This is a genomic window from Occultella gossypii (genome assembly GCF_019947135.1).
Lineage (GTDB): Bacteria > Actinomycetota > Actinomycetes > Actinomycetales > Beutenbergiaceae > Occultella > Occultella gossypii.
Genome location: NZ_JAGSHT010000011.1, coordinates 52624 through 70553 on the forward strand (window position 1 = coordinate 52624; position 17930 = coordinate 70553).

Annotated in this window: 12 protein-coding genes; 4 read left to right on the forward strand and 8 right to left on the reverse strand. The window is 69.6% G+C overall.

Going from position 1 to position 17930, the window contains the following annotated elements; translation table 11 throughout:
- The 4 genes from KCQ71_RS11510 to KCQ71_RS11525 all read right to left on the reverse strand — a co-directional run bounded on the left by KCQ71_RS11510 (position 1) and on the right by KCQ71_RS11525 (position 8062).
- The gene (locus KCQ71_RS11510) at positions 1-4578 is read right to left on the reverse strand and encodes a golvesin C-terminal-like domain-containing protein (protein WP_223405974.1); all 4578 of its coding nucleotides are present in this window, start codon (positions 4576-4578) and stop codon (positions 1-3) included.
- Between the two features lie 343 nt (positions 4579-4921).
- Complete coding sequence (locus KCQ71_RS11515) at positions 4922-6139, reverse strand: Gfo/Idh/MocA family protein (protein WP_223405975.1); 1218 nt, start codon at positions 6137-6139, stop codon at positions 4922-4924.
- Between the two features lie 124 nt (positions 6140-6263).
- Positions 6264-7085, reverse strand: coding sequence for an ABC transporter permease (locus KCQ71_RS11520; RefSeq protein WP_223405976.1), 822 nt, complete (start codon positions 7083-7085; stop codon positions 6264-6266).
- Complete coding sequence (locus KCQ71_RS11525; protein WP_223405977.1) at positions 7082-8062, reverse strand: ATP-binding cassette domain-containing protein; 981 nt, start codon at positions 8060-8062, stop codon at positions 7082-7084. The genes KCQ71_RS11520 and KCQ71_RS11525 overlap by 4 nt, the downstream gene beginning before the upstream one ends.
- A gap of 249 nt (positions 8063-8311) precedes the next feature.
- Between KCQ71_RS11525 and KCQ71_RS11530 the strand changes: the two genes are divergently transcribed.
- A complete protein-coding gene (locus KCQ71_RS11530; RefSeq protein ID WP_223405978.1) occupies positions 8312-8980 on the forward strand; it encodes a hemerythrin domain-containing protein in 669 nt (222 codons plus the stop codon).
- Between the two features lie 49 nt (positions 8981-9029).
- Here the strand turns inward: KCQ71_RS11530 and KCQ71_RS11535 are convergent, their stop codons facing one another.
- Complete coding sequence (locus KCQ71_RS11535; protein WP_223405979.1) at positions 9030-9485, reverse strand: DUF8738 domain-containing protein; 456 nt, start codon at positions 9483-9485, stop codon at positions 9030-9032.
- Positions 9486-9631: 146 nt separating this feature from the next.
- Here KCQ71_RS11535 and KCQ71_RS11540 point away from each other — a divergent pair, with 146 nt between their 5' ends.
- The gene (locus tag KCQ71_RS11540; protein WP_223405980.1) at positions 9632-10579 is read left to right on the forward strand and encodes a helix-turn-helix transcriptional regulator; all 948 of its coding nucleotides are present in this window, start codon (positions 9632-9634) and stop codon (positions 10577-10579) included.
- A 16-nt stretch (positions 10580-10595) separates the two neighbouring features.
- Here the strand turns inward: KCQ71_RS11540 and KCQ71_RS11545 are convergent, their stop codons facing one another.
- Together KCQ71_RS11545 and KCQ71_RS11550 are read right to left on the reverse strand one after the other, a co-directional pair.
- The gene (locus KCQ71_RS11545; RefSeq protein WP_223405981.1) at positions 10596-12158 is read right to left on the reverse strand and encodes a peptidoglycan DD-metalloendopeptidase family protein; all 1563 of its coding nucleotides are present in this window, start codon (positions 12156-12158) and stop codon (positions 10596-10598) included.
- 216 nt (positions 12159-12374) lie between these two features.
- Complete coding sequence (locus KCQ71_RS11550) at positions 12375-14177, reverse strand: gamma-glutamyltransferase family protein (RefSeq protein ID WP_223405982.1); 1803 nt, start codon at positions 14175-14177, stop codon at positions 12375-12377.
- 329 nt (positions 14178-14506) lie between these two features.
- On the opposite strand from KCQ71_RS11550, the gene KCQ71_RS11555 reads away from it, so the two are divergent.
- Both KCQ71_RS11555 and KCQ71_RS11560 read left to right on the forward strand, forming a co-directional pair.
- Complete coding sequence (locus KCQ71_RS11555; RefSeq protein WP_372454008.1) at positions 14507-14881, forward strand: Hsp20/alpha crystallin family protein; 375 nt, start codon at positions 14507-14509, stop codon at positions 14879-14881.
- Positions 14882-15149: 268 nt separating this feature from the next.
- Positions 15150-16490 carry an ABC transporter substrate-binding protein gene (locus tag KCQ71_RS11560; protein ID WP_223405984.1) on the forward strand — a complete coding sequence of 447 codons (1341 nt, stop codon included), beginning with the start codon at positions 15150-15152 and terminating at the stop codon, positions 16488-16490.
- A 64-nt stretch (positions 16491-16554) separates the two neighbouring features.
- On the opposite strand, the gene KCQ71_RS11565 is transcribed toward KCQ71_RS11560, so the two are convergent.
- The gene (locus KCQ71_RS11565; protein ID WP_223405985.1) at positions 16555-17883 is read right to left on the reverse strand and encodes a DUF1254 domain-containing protein; all 1329 of its coding nucleotides are present in this window, start codon (positions 17881-17883) and stop codon (positions 16555-16557) included.
- Positions 17884-17930 lie beyond the last annotated feature (47 nt).

Consider the following 17930-nt stretch of genomic DNA (forward strand, 5'->3'; position numbering starts at 1 on the left):
TCAGCTACCAGCGAGAGTGAACGTGGTCGTCGTGGTGTTGCCTGCCCTGTCGTAGACCACGAGCGTGTTCTCGCCGACGACGGCTCCGAAGGTGCCCGGCTCGACGAAGTTGATGTCCGACCACGCGTTGTCGGTCAGGTCCCGCTCGACGTCGTTGAGGATGAACCGGTCGATCCCCCCCTCGTCGAACAGCTTGAAACTGACCATCTCGTAGGCACCCGAGTCACCGGTCGTGAACTCGGGACCGGACTTGACTGTGACGGTCGGGGCGGTGGCGTCGATTGTGACCGGGAACTCCTTCGTCTGCGAGACGTTCCCGATCGAGTCGTGGGCGTTGTACCGGATCAGGTACGCACCGTCCGGTAGCTGCACTGTCGCGGTGTGGGTGGATGCTCGCAGGTCGTCCACCGCTGTCTGCGTGCTCTGCACGAGCTCACCACCCTGGTAGATGTTCGCCACGATCTTCCGGAGGCCGACGGCGTCGGTAGCGTCTACCCGGATCGCCAACTCACGGAACGGCCCGGCGGTGGCCGGCGCCACGAGCATCGTCTCCGGGCGGGCCGTGTCCGGCAGCAGCCGGAACCGCGCGGCGTTGGTGCGCGTGTGGGAGTCCCCGGTCGCCATGGCACGGACGGCGACGCGATCGCCAGGAACCATGTCGTAGTTCCCGATGACCCGCCAATCACCGGCGCCCTCGCGCATGTTCACCTGATAGGCCTCGACAAGCTCCCCCGCCGTGACGGTGAACCGTACGTCCGTCGATGTGACCGCATGGTTCGGGTACCACACCGATACCTCGTACGAGCCTGTTTCGTAGATCGTTGCCGACCACTCCACCTCGGCTCCGAGGACCCCCTCGGGGTTGTACTTCGTGGCCGAGCCGCTCCATCCCGGCAGTGAACTCGCCAGCCACGAGCCGATCTCCCGATAGCCCGGACGCGCCGGCGTGACGATCTGCTCGGCAGGGTCAAGCAACGGCAACGACACCTGCTTCTCGGCAAGCCCGGCACCCGGCGAGATCGCTAGCTTCCCTATGACACCGGTAGCAACATCCGGTGTCAGGGTGACCGCGACCTCTACGAGGTCCCGGCCGGGGGCGCTCCACGGGATCGACGTACTCGACGCGGTCCACCCCTGCGGAACCACCAGGGTGGCCGTCCCGCTTCTCGGCTGCGGACTGCGGTTCATCAGCACCATCGTGACCGTCAACGGGTCATGGGGCCCATCACTGCGGTACTGCCCGATACCCAGATCCAGCACCTCCAACGCGGAGAAGACCTCGATCTGTGTCGGGTCGAGAATCGTCCGATGGGAGCTACCGCCCTCATCGAGCCAGGTGAGGCTCGCGGTCAGGTTCCGGGTCATCACCGAGGTGCCCAACGGCGGCGTCACCACGAACACCTCGTCCCGCACCTCGCCGGCGGCCATGCTGACGACCACGTCGTCGCGGTCGATCGACCAGCCCGAGGGCAGGTACAGGTCGAGGCCAGCATCGTTGAACGCCACCGACGTACGCAGCCGAGCCGTCAGCGTGAACGACCCGAGCGCCGTCGTCGACCCGACCTCGGTCAGCAGCTCACCACCGACCTGATACCCGCGTGACGGGAGTCCGGTCACGCTGCCTGGTAGCCACAGCGTGCGCTCGGGACGCGTCTCGCCGTCGACGGTGACCTGATAGGTGAACGTAGCTACCGGATCATCGACCCCAACGGTCCACTCGTAGGGGAACACCTTCGAGGCGTCCTCCTGCCACGGCCCGCGACCGACGCGGTATCGGACCGACACCACGCTCGTGTGCGGTGCACTGCACTGCAGGAAGGCGTCATAGCCGGAACGGTCCGGGCGAGGGATCAGCATCCCGTACATGCGGTCGTCGGCGGTCTGGTTTCCTTCACCACCATCGTCAAAGTCGTCCAGGTGGTAGGAGACTGTCGAACGGTCGACGACGTCTTGCTCCACCTGCCAGGGCATCAGCACCCCGGCACCGGGGACGCTCAATGCCACATGGCCGTGCGCCGGCAGCGTGACGTCGAGCGATCCGCCGACGACGCGGCCACTCGTCGTCCCTGCATCTGTGTGGATGACGAGGTCGTAGCTCTCCGCGGGATCGACGCCTGTCAGGGCTTCATCGAACGTGACCCGACCGCTCTGGGCGGTGCCCGAGGCGTTCGTCAGACTGAGATGGAACGCATTCTCCGAGACGGCGGTCACCCAGTTGAGCTGTGGGTTGCTCGCGGTGACAATGCCGCGCGGGAAGAACGGCCAGGCACCCTCGGTGCCGTAGAACGTCCCCGGGGCGTGACCGTACGTGTGGTACTTGAAGTAGACGAAAACGCACTCGAAGGTGGACGGGAACGCGATCCCGCCCGCGGAAGCGGCCTCGTGCTCGGCGATCAGGTGATGGATCGCCAGCCCCAGCTGCGCCGGGATGTGGTGGTAGTAGATGGATGCGAGCTCCGCGGGGCCCTCGTAGGGGTAGTCGGGACTGGACTGCCACGCGACGAGCTGCCGGTTGTAGTAGCCCGGGTAGGTCGTGAAGCGACCCACGACCATGGCATTGACCAGATCGCGCATGAAGTCGTCGTCGACGAGCGCGGCCAACCGAGCCAGGAACGGTGCCAGCACGGGGTTGAGACGCAGGCCGCCGCCGGTGTTCGGTTCTCGCAACCACGTCGCGAGAGCCTCGTAGGTCAGCCCGGTGGTCGACACCTCCCAGGCGTCGACCGTCTCCGTTGGCGGCTCGGTGCGCGAGTACTCGGGCTTGCCCCACTTGCCGTACGTGCTCAGATCGAGCTCGCCCACCGGAGATGTCACAGTGCCGGATGGGATCGGGCGCAGGTGGAACTGCGCAGTGAAGTGCTTGGCAGCCCGGTAGGCGGCCTGAAGGAACTCGTCGTCCTCGGTCAGGTCGTACAGCTCCAGCAGCTCGATCCATGGGCCGATGGCCTCGAGGCCGAACTGATCGATGCTGGCGCTCGTCGTCGCCGGACTCTGCGCCTGCTGCCGCAGGTAGCGCTTGCCGAGCGCGCTCGCCTCCGCGAGCCAGCCCGGGTCACCGGTCAGCTGGTAGGCGCCGAGCGCACGACTGAACGGGGTGCGCGATCGCGGGTCGTATATCCGGGCTGCGACCAACGACTTCATGGCGATTCGCTGCAAGCCGGCCGTCCTGCCCTGGAGAGCGACGGACAGAGCGCTGATGGTGTTGATGTCACCGGCACCGATCCCGCACAGCGGCTGATCCCGTGCCGCCCCCGGCACGGGCGAGTATCCGATCTCGCGGCGCGAGATGATGTGCTCCGCGGTGGGGCGCGCACGCCGGTCCCAGAACATGGTGGCCTGCTCCCCGGCCGTGGCGATGAGGTTGGCACTGAGCAGCACACTCGAGGTCGACGTGCGGGTCTGCTGATCGTGCTCGATGTTGCAGAAGCTCTTGGCCCGCGACCACCAGCCAGAGAAGGAGGGGACGAAGTCGACGGAGTCATCGCCGTCGGGCTCCAGACCGACCAGATCGATGAGGTTGTGCACGGTGTCGGTCATCGATTGACCATGGACGTTGCTCCGGTAGCGCGTGAAGCCGTACTCCTCGCGCGAGATCGCCACCTGTGTCTCGTACAGCGGTTCCGGCCTGAGCGCGATCGCGAACGCGTACCCGATGGACTCTCCCTCTGAGAGCGCGGCACGCTCGCCACCGGCCGGCGCCGAGACACACGCTTGAATGTGTTCGCTCGTGTTCCGCAGGCTCATGCCGAACGGCTGGCCGCTCCAGCCCTGGTACGGATGCTCGAACTCGAGCACGTCGGCCGGGATGTAGACGCCGGAAGTCACGGTGTGCCCCGCGACCGTGGACTGCAGCAATGACATCGGCGCGAAGAGCTCCCACGCCATCGGCTCCTGCCAGTCGATCACGCGCGAGTGCTGCCGCGGCCCACACAGCACCTCGTCGACGTCGTCCTCGTCCAGCACCACACCGGACCAGTACCCGAGCACGAAACTGTCGTCGCGCAGCGCGGTCAGGCTCCACTGGATCTCGGGCATCGCGCCCGAGACGTCCCACCTCATCACGACCTCCGCCGCGTCCGGAACCGAGGCGGTCAGCTCGGCCACCGTGTCGGAGAGGAAGGTCACGGACCGAACCGTCAGCCAGTGCGGGTCGCCCGTCCCGTAGAAGGTGCCGCCCATCGGCTGCCCGGTGTAGATCACCCACTGCTCGTCGAACCGCTGCAACTCGGTGTTCAGCCTCACCCACTGCGAGCCCACCCGGAGCTCGAGGTCACGCACGACAGCTGTCCGTGTGGTCCCGCCGTCGTCGTCCCAGGCGGCCCGGAAGAACCCGATGCGATGGTGGTCGCCCGTGATCGACCCGAGCATGGTCATCCGGACATCGGCCTTGGGCAGGTCCGCGAGCGGGAGGTCGGTGACGCCCGGTTCGACGGGATCGGCAAACGCCGGCGACGGATGCAGGAGTCCGTCGGGCAGCACGGAAGGGAGCACTCCTGCCGTCAGCAGCAGGCCGATCGCGGATCGGCGTGACAGTCCTCGCCTCGCAGTCTCATGGTCGTCGTTACCTGCATGGGTCATAGCCATCTCTCCCAAGTCGTCATCGATGGGACACGTGTGTGCCTATATAAGCACCATCGCTTCTATAGCACCAGTGCTTCGCGAGACAACTCTCGCTGCGGGGACGGAGCCTGCTGCCAGGTCCACCCGAGAAGATCGACCGCCACCTCGGGGACTTGACCTCACCCGACCGGTCCGCTGGACGCGTTCCAACCGCCGCTGCTGCTCAGCGAGTCGTTCGACACACGCGACGTGATGGGGATGAGCGCGCTCGCGATCTCACGCCAGTTGCATCGGCAACTGCGCAGCCCGCCGTCAGGAACCCGAGATCACCGGAGTGACCACCGAGGCCAGAGTCCGGCGATCACCAGTTCGGCTTCGCCGGCCCCGCTCCGAGGTCGGGGATCGGCAGCCGCACGCCGCCCTGCTTGGCCGACTCGTAGGCGACCACGCCGGGAAGGGTGAACCGGGCCGCCGTCCAGGCGTTGATCGGGGGCTGGGTGTTCGTGGTGACGCCGCGGACGAAGTCGTCCGCGAGGAAGTGGTGCGCGCCCTCGTGTCCGTTGTGGGCGCCGTCGAACTCCTTCGGCAGCCGCGAGGAGTCGTGGACCTTCGCCAGACCGGAGCTGAAGCTCTGCATCAGGGCCGGGTCGACGTCACCGAAGTCCTCGGGCAGCTGCCCGGCCTTGGTGTGGAACAGGTCGCTGATGTCGAGGGTGGCGCCCTTGGCGTAGTCCTCGCCCTCGGTCTTGACGCTCAGGGTCGCGCCCGAGCCGGTCTGCTCCATGACGGCCTCAGTGCCGAAGAAGCGGAACCGCGACTCGTGGCCCTTCCAGTAGCCGACCCGACGGAACTCGTTGGTGCGCATGGCCCCGCCGTCGGCGAGGTCGAACAGCGCGGTCATGTTGGAGAAGGTGTTGCCCCACCGGGACACGTCCGCGTCGAAGACGCCGTCGCCGCGGTCGTCGACGATGCCGATGCAACTCACGCTCGTCGCGTACGTGGGCAGCGCGCCCAGCACGCCGCCGATCGCGTGCGTCGGGTACAGCATCGGCGGGTAGCTGGCCGTCGACTTCCAGTCCTCCCCGCCGCTGTAGCGGTAGGCGGCGTAGAAGCCGTTATCCATGTCGTGCACATAGTCGCCCTCGGAGTAGAACACGCGGCCGAGCTCGCCCGCGCCGATCTTCTCCCGCGCCCACACCACGGCGGGGTTGTAGTAGCTCGTCTCCCCCATCATGTAGATCAGCCCGGTCGCTTCGACCTCCGCCACGATCGCGGTGATCTCCTGCTCCGTCATCGCCATCGGCACCGACGAGTACACGTGCTTGCCCGCCCGCAGTGCTTGCAGCACCAACTCGCCGTGGCTCCACCGCTGGGTCATCACGGCGACGGCGTCCACGTCGGACGCGAGCAGCTCCTCCGCGGTCGCGAACGAGCCGGCAAGGCCGTACTTCTCCACGTGTTCCGCGGCCCGCTCCTGGACGAGGTCGCAGACGTAGACCGCCTCGACGTCCGGGTGGAGCTGCCACAAGGAGATGAAACTGCGCGCGAACTGGCCGGTTCCGATGACGCCGATCTTCATGTAGCAATCCTGGCACGATCCGCGGCGCCGACGCACCACCGGTCCGGCGAGCGGATCGCCTCTAGCGCAGGCACGGGTGCGGCGCACCGGGCCCGTCCCGATGCGCCGCATCCCTCGAGGCGAGTCAGCCGCCGCTGCGCCGCATCCCTCGGATCCCGACCGCGAGCCCGACGGCGAGGGTCGCCGCCGCGGCGACCACGCCCCAGCCCACGGTCGCCGTGGCGATCTCGCCGGAGAACAGCGCCCGCTCGGCGTCGACGATGTAGGTGAGCGGGTTGAACCGGGAGAGCACCTGCATCCAGCCGGGCCCGGACTCCAGGGGCAGCAGCATCCCGGACAGGATCATCAGCGGGAACAGGAACGTCTGCTGCACCACCCAGAACATCCAGTCCTGCTTGCGCACGGCGATCGCGAGCGCGTAACTGAGCGAGCCGAGACCGATCCCGAACACGGCGAGCAGCGCGAGGCCGAGCAGGGCGCCGGCGGGGTGGAGCCGCAACCCGAACGGCACCATCACCGCCACGATCAGGACGGCCTGCGCACCGAGGGTGACCATCTCCTTCAGGGCCCGGCCCACCAGGAGCGACGAACGGGACAGTGGGGTGACGAGCATCCGTTCGTGCGCGCCGGTCTGCATCTCGTAGAGCAGGTTCGAGCCCACCGTCGACGACCCGAACAGCGCCGTCATCACCAGGATCGCCGGCACGAACCACTGCCAGACACTTCCGCCCGGCACGGATCCGGCCAGGCTGCCGCCGAGCAGCGGCCCGAACAGGGCCAGGAACACGATCGGCTGTACGAGCCCGAAGATCAGCGAGAACGGGTCCCGTAGCATCGGGCGCAGTTCGCGCATCAGCACGATGCCGGTGTCGCGGGAGAAGGAGCTCCGCTCCACCCGCGACTCGGTCATCACGGCACCGGGCGGGGTCAGGGTCGTCGCGCTCATGCCGCCACCTCCTCGTTCTCGGTCCCGCTCTCGCGCAGGCTCCGTCCGGTCAGGTTCAGGAACACGTCGTCCAGGGTGGGGCGGCGCACCTGCACGTCGGCGAGCCCGACGGCGGCCGCGTCGGCCGTGTGGACGAGCTCGGCCACGCGGGTGGTGCCGTTCGCGATCCGCGCGCTGATCCGGGTGCCGGTCAGGGTCACCTCGGTCGCCCCCTGCCAACGTTCGACGACCCGCGCGAGCTGCGCTGCGCCGTCGGGCTCCTGCGTGGTGACCACGAGCAGGTCCCCGGCGAACTGGGTCTTGAGAGCGTCCGGGGTGTCGTCGGCGATCACCTCGCCGTGGTCCACCACGACCACCCGCTCGGCCATCGAGTCGGCCTCGTCGAGGTAGTGGGTGGTGAGCAGCACAGTGATGTCGAACGCCGTGCGCATCGCGGTGATGTGCTCCCACAGGTTCGCCCGGTTCTGCGGGTCCAGGCCGGTGGAGGGCTCATCGAGGACGAGCAGCGGCGGGGCGTGCATGAGTCCCATCGCGACATCCAGACGGCGGCGCTGACCGCCGGAGAGGTCGGTCACCTTACGCTGTGCCTTTCCGGCGAGGTCGAGGGAGTCGAGCAGTTCGCCGGCCCGGCGGCGCGAGTCGGCGCGGGACAAGCCGTAGGTGACGCCCTGCGAGTACAGCTCGTCCGCGGCGCGCTGGTTGTGCCCGGCGCCGTTCCCCTGGCCGACGTAGCCGATCCGGCGGCGCACCTGCCCGGGCTGGGTCACGACGTCGAACCCGGCCACCCGCGCCGAACCGGACGTCGGGGCGAGCAGGGTGGTGAGCATCCGCATCGTGGTGGTCTTGCCGGCCCCGTTCGGGCCGAGGATCGCGACGAGCTCCCCCGGTGCGACGTCGAGATCGATGCCGCGCACGGCATGCACGGTCTCCTTGCGGCTGACGACGAAGTCCTTCGTCAGGCCTTCGGTGTGGATCATGGCGTGGTGCCTCCTCGGTCGTTGTGGGAACGACGCTACGAGCAGTAGAGGTCAGAGTCGGTCCGCTACCTCAGGACGTTCGCGCGGAGGTCCGGCGTCTGAGTTCGCCCCCCTTACTGCCCCGTCCGCGCCCGCACTTTCACCCTTCCCACGGGCGCTTTCACCCTGTCCCCGCGGGTCCGCTCGAACCTACGCTCGGCTCACTCCCCCACCCGGGCCGGTCGGCTCCCCACGTTCAAGAGGTCCCCCATGAGCACGTCCGCGTTGACCTGCAACACCGATGACATGTTCGTCATCCATCGCCTCCTGCGCCGGGTGTTCACCGACGCGCCCGTCCTCGTCCGCGGCGTGGCCGAGGGCGACGTGCCCCGCGCCGCGATCGTCGCCGACCATGTCTCGGAGATCGCTGACGGCCTGCATGCCCATCACCACACCGAGGACGAATTCCTCTGGGACAAGCTCGAGACGCGCTCGCCCGGCTGTGCGCTGCACGTGGGACGGATGCGCGCCCAGCACGCGGACGCTGCCGCGCTGATCACCGATCTGCGCGAGGCCCTGCCTGCCTGGCGAGCCGGCGCGTCCGCCGCCGACCGGGAGCCGGTCGCCGCGGTGCTCGACGAACTGCTCGCCACGCTACTGCGCCACCTCGGCCAGGAGGAGAACCAGATCCTGCCGGTCGCTCAGGTGTCGATGACGCAGGCGGAGTGGGACGTCCTCGGCGAGCACGGCCGGGGCTCGGTGCCACGCGACCGTCAGTTCATCCAGCTCGGCATGATGCTGGACGCGTTCGACGACCCGGCGGAGCGTCAGGCCTGGATGCGCGCGAACCTGCCGGTGCCGGCCCGGGTGCTGTTCAGCCTGGTCGGACGGCGCCAGTTCGAGGCACACCGGGCGAAGGTCTACGGGCTCGCCGGTTGACGAGTCCCCGTGTCCGACCTCAGGGCTGATGCCGAGCACGGCCCAGCAATCAGGACGCGGCGTCCGTCTCGAGCGGCTCCTCGGGCGTCTCGCAGTACACCAACGCGTCCTCGCCGGCGCCGTGGTAGGCGTACTCCTCGCCCTCCGCGGTGAGGATCAGCCGCCGGCCCTCGACGAGCGCCTGTGTGTACACCTGATCCGGCACGGGGCAGCCGATCGCTCCGTCGCGCCAGGTGACGGCCTCCAAGGGGCCCACCTCGATGTCCCCGGTGTCCACGCCGAGCCGTTCGGCCAGGTCGTCGACGGCGGCGCTCACCGCGGGGTCGTCGGCGTCGCCCGAGCCGGTCGTCTCGTCGGTGGCGTCGTCCGTGGGTTCCTGCGTCTCCTCCGTGGAGTCGCTAGGGGGATCACCCCCGCCGGGTTCCTCCGCACCGCCGCACCCGGACAGCCCGAGCAACGCACCCCACAGGAACACCCCAGCCAACACCGCTCTGGATCGCGCCACCCTGACCACCCCTCCGCCGACCGTCGGATCCCGAGTCTATGGCGCGGAACGGACCACCGCTATGACGCTTCGACAACGATCCGGCGACGCGTGTCCGGCCACGGAAGCGGACAGGTGCTGACCGCTTCCGGTGCCAGACTGGTGGCATGTGGGAGACGTCCGGACGACTGCTCAAGTTGCTTTCGCTGCTCCAGGCGCGCCGGGACTGGCCCGGCGCGGACCTCGCCGAGCGGCTCGATGTCAGCCCGCGCACGGTCCGCAGGGACGTGGACCGCCTGCGCGAGCTCGGCTATCCGGTCCAGGCCACGAAGGGACCCGACGGCGGGTATCGCCTCGGCGCCGGCACCGAGCTGCCGCCGCTGCTGCTCGACGACGAGCAGGCGGTGGCGGTCGCCGTCGCCCTGCAGACCGCGAGCAGTGGGGTCGCCGGGATCGAGGAGGCGGCACTGCGGGCGCTGACCACGGTGCGGCAGGTGATGCCGTCCCGGCTACGGCACCGCGTGGACGCGCTCCAGTTCACGTCGGTGCCGACCACGACGGCGGCGCCCCAGGTCGACGCCAACCTGCTCCTGGAGCTGGGCGCGGTGTGCCGGGATCACCACGTGCTCAGGTTCGACTACGTGGCCAAGGACGGGACGCCGTCGTTGCGGCGGGTCGAACCGCACCGGCTGGTCAGCTGGGGCACCCGCTGGTACCTCGTCGCGTGGTGCCTGGACCGGGAGGCGTGGCGGACGTTCCGGGCGGACCGGATGACGCCGCGGACTCCGCACGGCGCGCGGTTCACCCCACGGGAGCTGCCCGAAGAGGACCTCGCCGACTATCTGCGCAGCCAGGTGCGGGGCGCCGCCCAGTGGCCGGCCCGGGGCCGGGTGCTCCTGCACGCACCGGCCACCACGGTGGCCCCGTGGATCCAGAGGCAGGGCACCGTGGTGGCCCGCGACGAGGACTCCTGCTGGGTCGAGGCCGGTTCCTGGACGTACAACGCGCTCGCCGCGTGGTTCTGCATGTTCGACGCGGACTTCACCGTCGAGGGCCCCGCCGAGCTCCGGGACGCGGTCGGCGCCATGACGGCCCGCCTCGCCCGCTCCACGTGAGCCCGGGCGGGTCGAGCTACAGGACCTGGATGAAGGAGGCCCAGCCGGTGCCGACCTGGATCGCCGATCCGACGCGCCCCTTGCCGTCGCCCCGGTACAGGTAGGCCGCTCCCGTGGTGTTGTTGATGCCGAGGAAGTCGGAGTAGTCGTCCCGGTTGAAGTCGCCCACTGGGACGAGGGTGAAGTTGCGCCAGCCCTGACCGATCTGCTGGCCGGCGTTCATCACGCCCTCCGAGTTCGCGTAGTAGACGAACAGCCGGCCGCTGGAGTCGACGGCGATGAGGTCCGACGAGCTGTCGTCGTTGAGGTCGCCACCGGCCATGATCGTCGAGAACGCGCCCCAGCCGTGCCCGATCTGGGTGCGGGCGCCGACCCGGCCGTTGCCGAGCCCCGGATAGCGGAACATCCGGCCCGTGGAGTCCACGGCGATCAGGTCGGTGCGCTGGTCACCGCTGAAGTCGGCGACCGCGAACAGGTGCGCGAACGAGCCCCAGCCGTGTCCGATCTGCACGCGGGCCCGGAAGCCGCCCTGACCCGTGCCCGGGTAGAGGAACAGCCGCCCCGAGGCGTCGACGGCGACGAGGTCGGAACGTCGGTCCCCGTTGAAGTCCCCGGTCGCGATGATCTCGAACCCGGTCCAGCCGTTGCCGACCCGCCGCATCGACAGGAATCCGCCACGGCCGTTGCCCGGGTACTGCAGCAGTGCGCCGGACGCGCTCACGGCCAGCACGTCAGGGACGCCGTCGCCGGTGTAGTCGTGATCACCGAGCATGTGCCGCTGGGTGTAGACGTCATCGGTCGGGGTGACATTGGCGCGGGGCGCCCACCCGCTGATGTTGCCGGCCCTGACCTGGATGAAGTTGCCCGAGGAGGCCCCCGGCGTCGAGGTCAGCACCGTGCGCGAGGGCACGGTTCCCCGCACCGTCGAGGACGTCGACGCGGAGCGGTAGATCGTGGTGGTCCCCTGCGCGTAGTAACGGCACTGGCTCGGCGTGCGCACCTGGGTGATCAGATCGGCGCCGGCGCGCAGGTCGATGCCCTGCTGCCGGAACCACGTCTCCGGGTCGAGCAGGGTGCCGCCGTAGTCACCACGCCACACCTCCAGGTGCAGGTGCGGGGACGTGGAGACGCCGGTGTTGCCCATGGTCGCGATGCGCTGGCCCTGCGACACCCGCTGACCCGCCCGCACGTACTGGGTCGCGTTGACAACGTGCGAGTACCCGATCGTGATCGTGACGCCGTCGATGACGTGCCGCACGGTGATCCACTGACCGGCGGACGAGTCCGGCTGAGCCCGGGTGACCACACCGTCGGCGACGGCATAGAGCCGGTTCCCGACCGCGCCGCCGAGGTCCTGTCCGTTGTGCCAGGTCGTGGCCATGATGATGGGCAGGCAGCGCGGCCCCTGCGCGGAGGACATCCGATACGTGCCGGTGTCCACCGGCGCGGTGACGTCACCGGACGTGGCGGGTGCCGCCGTCGCCGGCACCGCGCCGAACAGCGACGTCACGAGCGCCAGAACGAGCGCGGCGACCACAGATCGCCGGATCCGACGGGGGCCTGAGGAGGTGGTGCGCACGGCGTCCTCGCTTCTTCGTGAGGGTTGACTCCTTCGTGGAAGGTACCAGTGCGTTCCGTCGGCGGCCGGGGGCGCCCCGCCGTGTCGAGTCGGCGACGGCATGACTCCATGTCGCTTCGTACAGGCCCGACGGCGGTGGGTCGCCGGTCGCTTCGTACCGGCCCGACCGCGGTGGGTCGCCGGTCGTTTCGCACAGGCCCGACGGCGTGGGTCGCCTCAGCGCCCGACGGCGTAGCCCTGCATGCCGCGCGGGTTCGCGGCCGCCATCAGCATCCCGTCGGCGCGGATCCCGGCAGCGCTGATCCGGCCGAGCGACCACGGGCCGGCGTCGCTCACGTCATGCCCACGGCGGCGCAGTTCGGCGAGCACGTCGGCGCCGAGCCGGGTCTCCGCGCGCACCCCGAGCGGCTCGGCGGCACGCGGCGCGAACGAGGACGGGCCGTGCGTGGAGTGCCAGGTCGGGGCATCGATGGCGGCCTGCAGGTCCATCCCGAAGACCAGGTGGTTGATCAGGAACGGCACCGTCCACTGATCCTGCTGATCCCCGCCGGGGGTGCCGAAGGACAGGTACGGACGCCCGTCCCGGAGCAGCAGGCTCGGGCTGAGGGTGGTCCGGGGACGGGTGCCCGGCGCCAGCGAGGACGCCAGTCCCGGCTCGAGCCAGAACATCTGGGCGCGGGTGCCGAGCGCGAACCCGAGGCCGGGGATGGTCGGCGAGGACTGCAACCAGCCGCCCGATGGCGTCGCGGACACGACGTTGCCCCACCGGTCCACCACGTCCAGGTGACAGGTGTCGCCGCGGGCGACGGTCGGCTCGCCCTGACCCGGCGCCGGCGGGGTCGCCAGACCATCCGGCCACGCACCGCCGTCGGCCATCGCGGCGAGTACCGCCTGCGGAAGGCGCGCCGACCGGCCCGCCGGTGACCCCGGGCGCAGCGCTGTGTCCGCGGTCGGGCCGACGAGTCGTGCGCGCTCGGCGGCGTATCCGGGCGAGATGAGCTCGTCGATGGGGACGTCCACGTGGTCGGGGTCGCCGTAGAAGGCTTCCCGGTCGGCGAACGCGAGCTTCGCGGACTCCACCACGGTGTGCACCAGGTCCGCCGAGCCCGGGCCCATCGAGGCGAGGTCGAACTGCTCGAGGATCCGCAGCTGCTGGAGCAGGACCGGCCCCTGCCCCCAGGCCTGCGTCTTCGCGACCTGGATGCCGGCGAAGTCGGCGACCACCGGGTCCTCCTCGCCGGCCCGCCAGCCGTCGAGGTCCGCGCCGGTGAGCAGGCCGCGGTGGGTGCCGTCCGAGTCCCACTGCTCGGTGGCGGCGAAGGCGTCGATCTCCTCGGCGACGAACCCCGAGTAGAACGCCCGGCGGGCGCCCTCGATCTGCGCCTCGCGCGTGCTTCCGACCGCCTCACCCTCGGCGACCAGTCGCGTCAGGGTGTCCGCCAGCATCGGGTTGGCGAACCGGGAGCGAGGCGCGGGCGCCTGCCCGCCGGGGGTGTAGATCTGCGCGGAGGCCTGCCAGTGCTCGGCGAACACCGGGGCCACCGCGGCGATCGTGTCCGCCGCCTGGCGCACCAGCGGGTAGCCGTCGCGGGCGTAACCGATCGCGTAGCCGAGCACGTCCCGCAGGCCCAGGGTGCCGTACCGCTCGAGCATGAGCAGCCACGCCCCGAACGAGCCGGGGACGGTCGCGGCGAGCAGCCCGGTACCGGGGATCGCATCGACGCCCTGGGCGGCGTAAGCCTGCGGGGTCGCGGCCGCGGGCGCGGTGCCCTGCCCGCAGACGACGAAGGTTCGACCCGTCTTCGCGTCGTGGCAGATCGCGGGCATGTCCCCGCCGACGCCGTTGAGGTGCGGCTCGACCACGTGCAGCACGAATCCGGCCGCGACTGCGGCGTCGTAGGCGTTCCCGCCGGCCTCCAGCACGGCCATCCCGGCCGCGGAGGCGAGCCAGTGCGTGGTGGCCACCATTCCGAACGTGCCGAGCAGTTCCGGACGGGTGGTGAACGCGGTGGCCGACATCGGGTCAGTATCGCAGCGGCCCGGGCCGGTGGCTGGCGGCGGCCCGGATCGGTTGCGACCATCACACCGGCGGCGAAGCGCCCGCTGGGACCAGATGGCGTTCGCGAGGAGCGAACAAGCCGAGGCTGGCACTCTCGTGTGCCGAGTGCTAAGTCTAAGGACGTAGCCACCCGTCATGGGAACCCCCGGTGACGGGATCGTGACTGGGCCTCGGAGGTCGGGGCCCGCTGACGAGGAGGTGATGAGCGATGGCTACACGTTTCGACCCGTTCCACGAGCTCGACAGGATGCTCTCGGCGTTGTCCACGAGCAGCCGAGACGCAGCGGTGATGCCGATCGACCTGCAGCGCGAGACCGACCATTACGTGCTCTCGATGGACCTGCCTGGTGTGGATCCGGGCTCGATCGACATCTCGGTCGAGGACCGGATACTGACCATCCGCGCCGAGCGTACGACACCATCGGCAGGGGCCGATTGGCTGGTCCGCGAACGCCCCTCCGGCACCTTCGCCCGGCAGTTGACCTTGGGTCAAGGTCTGGCCCTCGACCAGATCTCGGCCGCCTACACCGACGGCGTCCTCTCCTTGACGATCCCGGTGAGTGAGCAGGCCAAGCCTCGCCGCATCGAGGTCGCCCATGTGGCGTCGCCGTCTCAGCTCGGTGCAGGCGCGCCGGCGGCCAGCGAGTCGGCGTCGACCGGCTGACGCGTGCGCGAACGCCCAGGGTTCGACTCGGACAGAGCCGAGCCCGGGGCGTTCGCGCACCCGTGCCTCCGGCTCCTCCGGCGCTGACAGGCGGGCTGAGCACCCGCCGCCGCCAAGGTGCCGACCTACCCGGACGCGCGGCGCACGGGCGCGCCTCGTCCGTATCACGATTCGGTCGCGACCCGGCCGGCCGCGGGCTCCTGGCATCGCACCGGGCTACCGTGCCTCGAGGGGACGGGCACTCCGCCCGACGCGAAAGGAAACAACGATGGACATCCGCAGGAGACGACTGCTCGGCGCCGTGGGCGCGCTCGGGGCGACCGCGCTGGTGCTCGCGGCCTGCTCGCCCGGCAGCTCGGACGACTCCGGTGACGAAGGTTCCGGTGACGGCGAGTCCACCACCGTGACGTTCCGGCTCTGGGACGAGGCCGCGGCGACCGCGTACGAGGAGTCCTTCGCGGCGTTCACCGAAGCGAACCCGGAGATCACCGTGGACGTGGAGGTGGTCCCGTGGGCGAACTACTGGGAGCGCCTGCCGCAGGACATCGGCTCGGGCACGATGGCGGACATCTTCTGGGCGAACACGTCGAACTTCGCGCTCTACGCGGACAACGGCAACCTGATCGACATCACCGAGGCCCTCGGCGACGAGCACGACGAGTGGACCCAGTCGATCGTGGACCTGTACACCCGGGACGGCTCGCTGTGGGGCGTGCCGCAGCTCTCGGACTCGATCGCGCTCTTCTACAACAAGGACCTCGTGGACGCGGCGGGCATCGACCCGACCACGCTGCGGTGGGACCCCACCGGCGCCGACGACACCTTCCTGCCGGCCGCCCAGCAGCTCACCGTGGACTCGGCCGGCGTGACCGCCGCCGATCCCGCGTTCAACCCCGATGACGTCGCCCAGTTCGGCTTCAACGCACAGAACGACCTGCAGGCGATCTACATCGACTTCCTCGCCTCCAACGGCGGCGTGTTCCAGGACGAGGACAACCAGTTCGCGTTCAACTCCCCCGAGGGCGTGGCCGCCTTCCAGTACGTGGTCGACCTGATCAACACCCACCACGTCTCCCCCTCCGCGGCGGATACAAGCCAGAACGGCGACCTCGCCCGCGACCTGTTCGTGCAGGGCAAGATGGCCCTCTTCCAGTCCGGCCAGTACTCGCTGCCGGCCATGGCGGACGCCGAGTTCGAGTGGGGCCTGGCCCCGATGGTCGAGGGACCCGAGGGTCGCGTCGGCGTGGTGCACGGGGTGGCCGCGCTCGGCAACGCCGCGACCGAGAACCTCGAGGCCACCACCGCCGTCCTGGCGTGGCTCGGCTCGGCCGAGGGCCAGCTCCCGCTCGGCGCGAACGGCGCCTCGTTCCCGGCCGCGACGGACGCCCAGTCCTCGTTCACCGACTACTGGACCGAGCAGGGCGTGGACACCCAGGTGTTCCTCGACGCCGCCCAGGGCGACACCACCGCGGCCCCGATCGGGCCGCGGGTGCAGGCCGGCATGACCGCGTACGGGCCGTACTTCGAGGAGATGTTCGCCGGTCGCCTCGACGTCCCGACGGCGTTGCAGCAGGCGCAGGACGCCGGCAACGAGGCTCAGGCCGAGTAGTAGACGGCCAAAGCCCGACGGCGGCCCGTCACTCCTCGTGGGTGACGGGCCGTCGTCGTTGCGCTCACGAGGTGAGTTGGATCGGCGGCAGGGCGATCCCTCGACGGAGCGCCTCGGGTTTCGGGGAGTAGATGCGCAGCATCGGCTGGAACGGGCCGGCGGGCGACGGTAGCCAGTTCGACTCGCGACCGGGTCCTGGCGATTCCTGCTGCAGGTAGAGTTCGAGCGACCCATCGACGTCGAACTGCAGGGCGTCCCGGTCACCGATCGCGAACCGGTTGATGGGGTTCGGGACTTGGAAGCCCGCCTCGTCGTACATCGTCAACGACCAGAACGCATCGGCAGGAGGCAGCTGCCCGGCCTCGAAGCGCAACACGTACCGGCGGTCTCCGGTGAGTTGACCGCCGTCGGCGTCCGTCGCGGTACCTGGATACAGCGCGTCCTCGGGAAGGTTGCAGCCCAGCCCAGCCATGGCGACCATCGCGCGCCTGCGGTAATCGGTGCCGTATGTGCCACCCTCGATCGTCACCCACGGGCCCACCCACGTGCCGAGGCTGCCATCGGTGACCGAGCCGACCATGTCCTGGAGCGCGGCGACAGCGCTGTCGTTGATGACGCCGCGCTGCTCGGAGGTGAGGGCGTCGACGTCGAACGACTCACCGACGACGAGCCCGATCGTCTTCAGGCGCTCAAGAATCGGGTAGTCGTGCGGGTGCGGCGGATGCACCTTGACCAGTTCGGCGAAGTAGGCGAGAAGCTCAACCCCATTCATCGCGTTGACCTGATCGAGCGGCGCCGTGACGTCGTCGACAGCGGGATCCACGTCGACGTCGCCCGGCGGGACAAAGTCCGAGCCCCACTGGCTCAGGGGCACGATCCGGTAGTCATCTTGGATGGCGTGCACGTTCGCGTAATCACCGGGACCATTGCACTGCGTGCGTCCCATCACCCAAGTGACGGGAGTCGGGGCTCGCAGAACCTCGATCCCGTCCGGCAGCGACTGCGACCACCCCGGCCCGACCACGGCGAAGTCCCTCGCGACACCGCCCGTGGTCCGGGTCCCGGGCACGGCGAAGACGTCACTCCACATGTCGAGCATCGGAGTCAGGTAGTAGCGGCCGCCCGAATCGGGCACGGAAAGCACGACAGGCTCCTCAGTCACGTCGAGCCAGGCGAAGGAGTAGAGCGTGTCGAAGTTGAACCGCACCACCTCCCGTGCCGTTGCCTCCGGATACCGCCTGAAGTGCGCGAACTGATTGACCGGCGCCTTCATCGGCTTCGCCGTGGCGTTCGGCACGTTCGTCGCCTGTCGCCGAGTGACGTCCATCGTCACCAGCGAGTACGCGTACTGGTACGCCTCGAAAGCGATCTCCCCTGCTCTGTGCACGTCCATGAAACCCCTTGGATCGACCTGGGCCTGCCTCGGATGGCCGCGCCTGA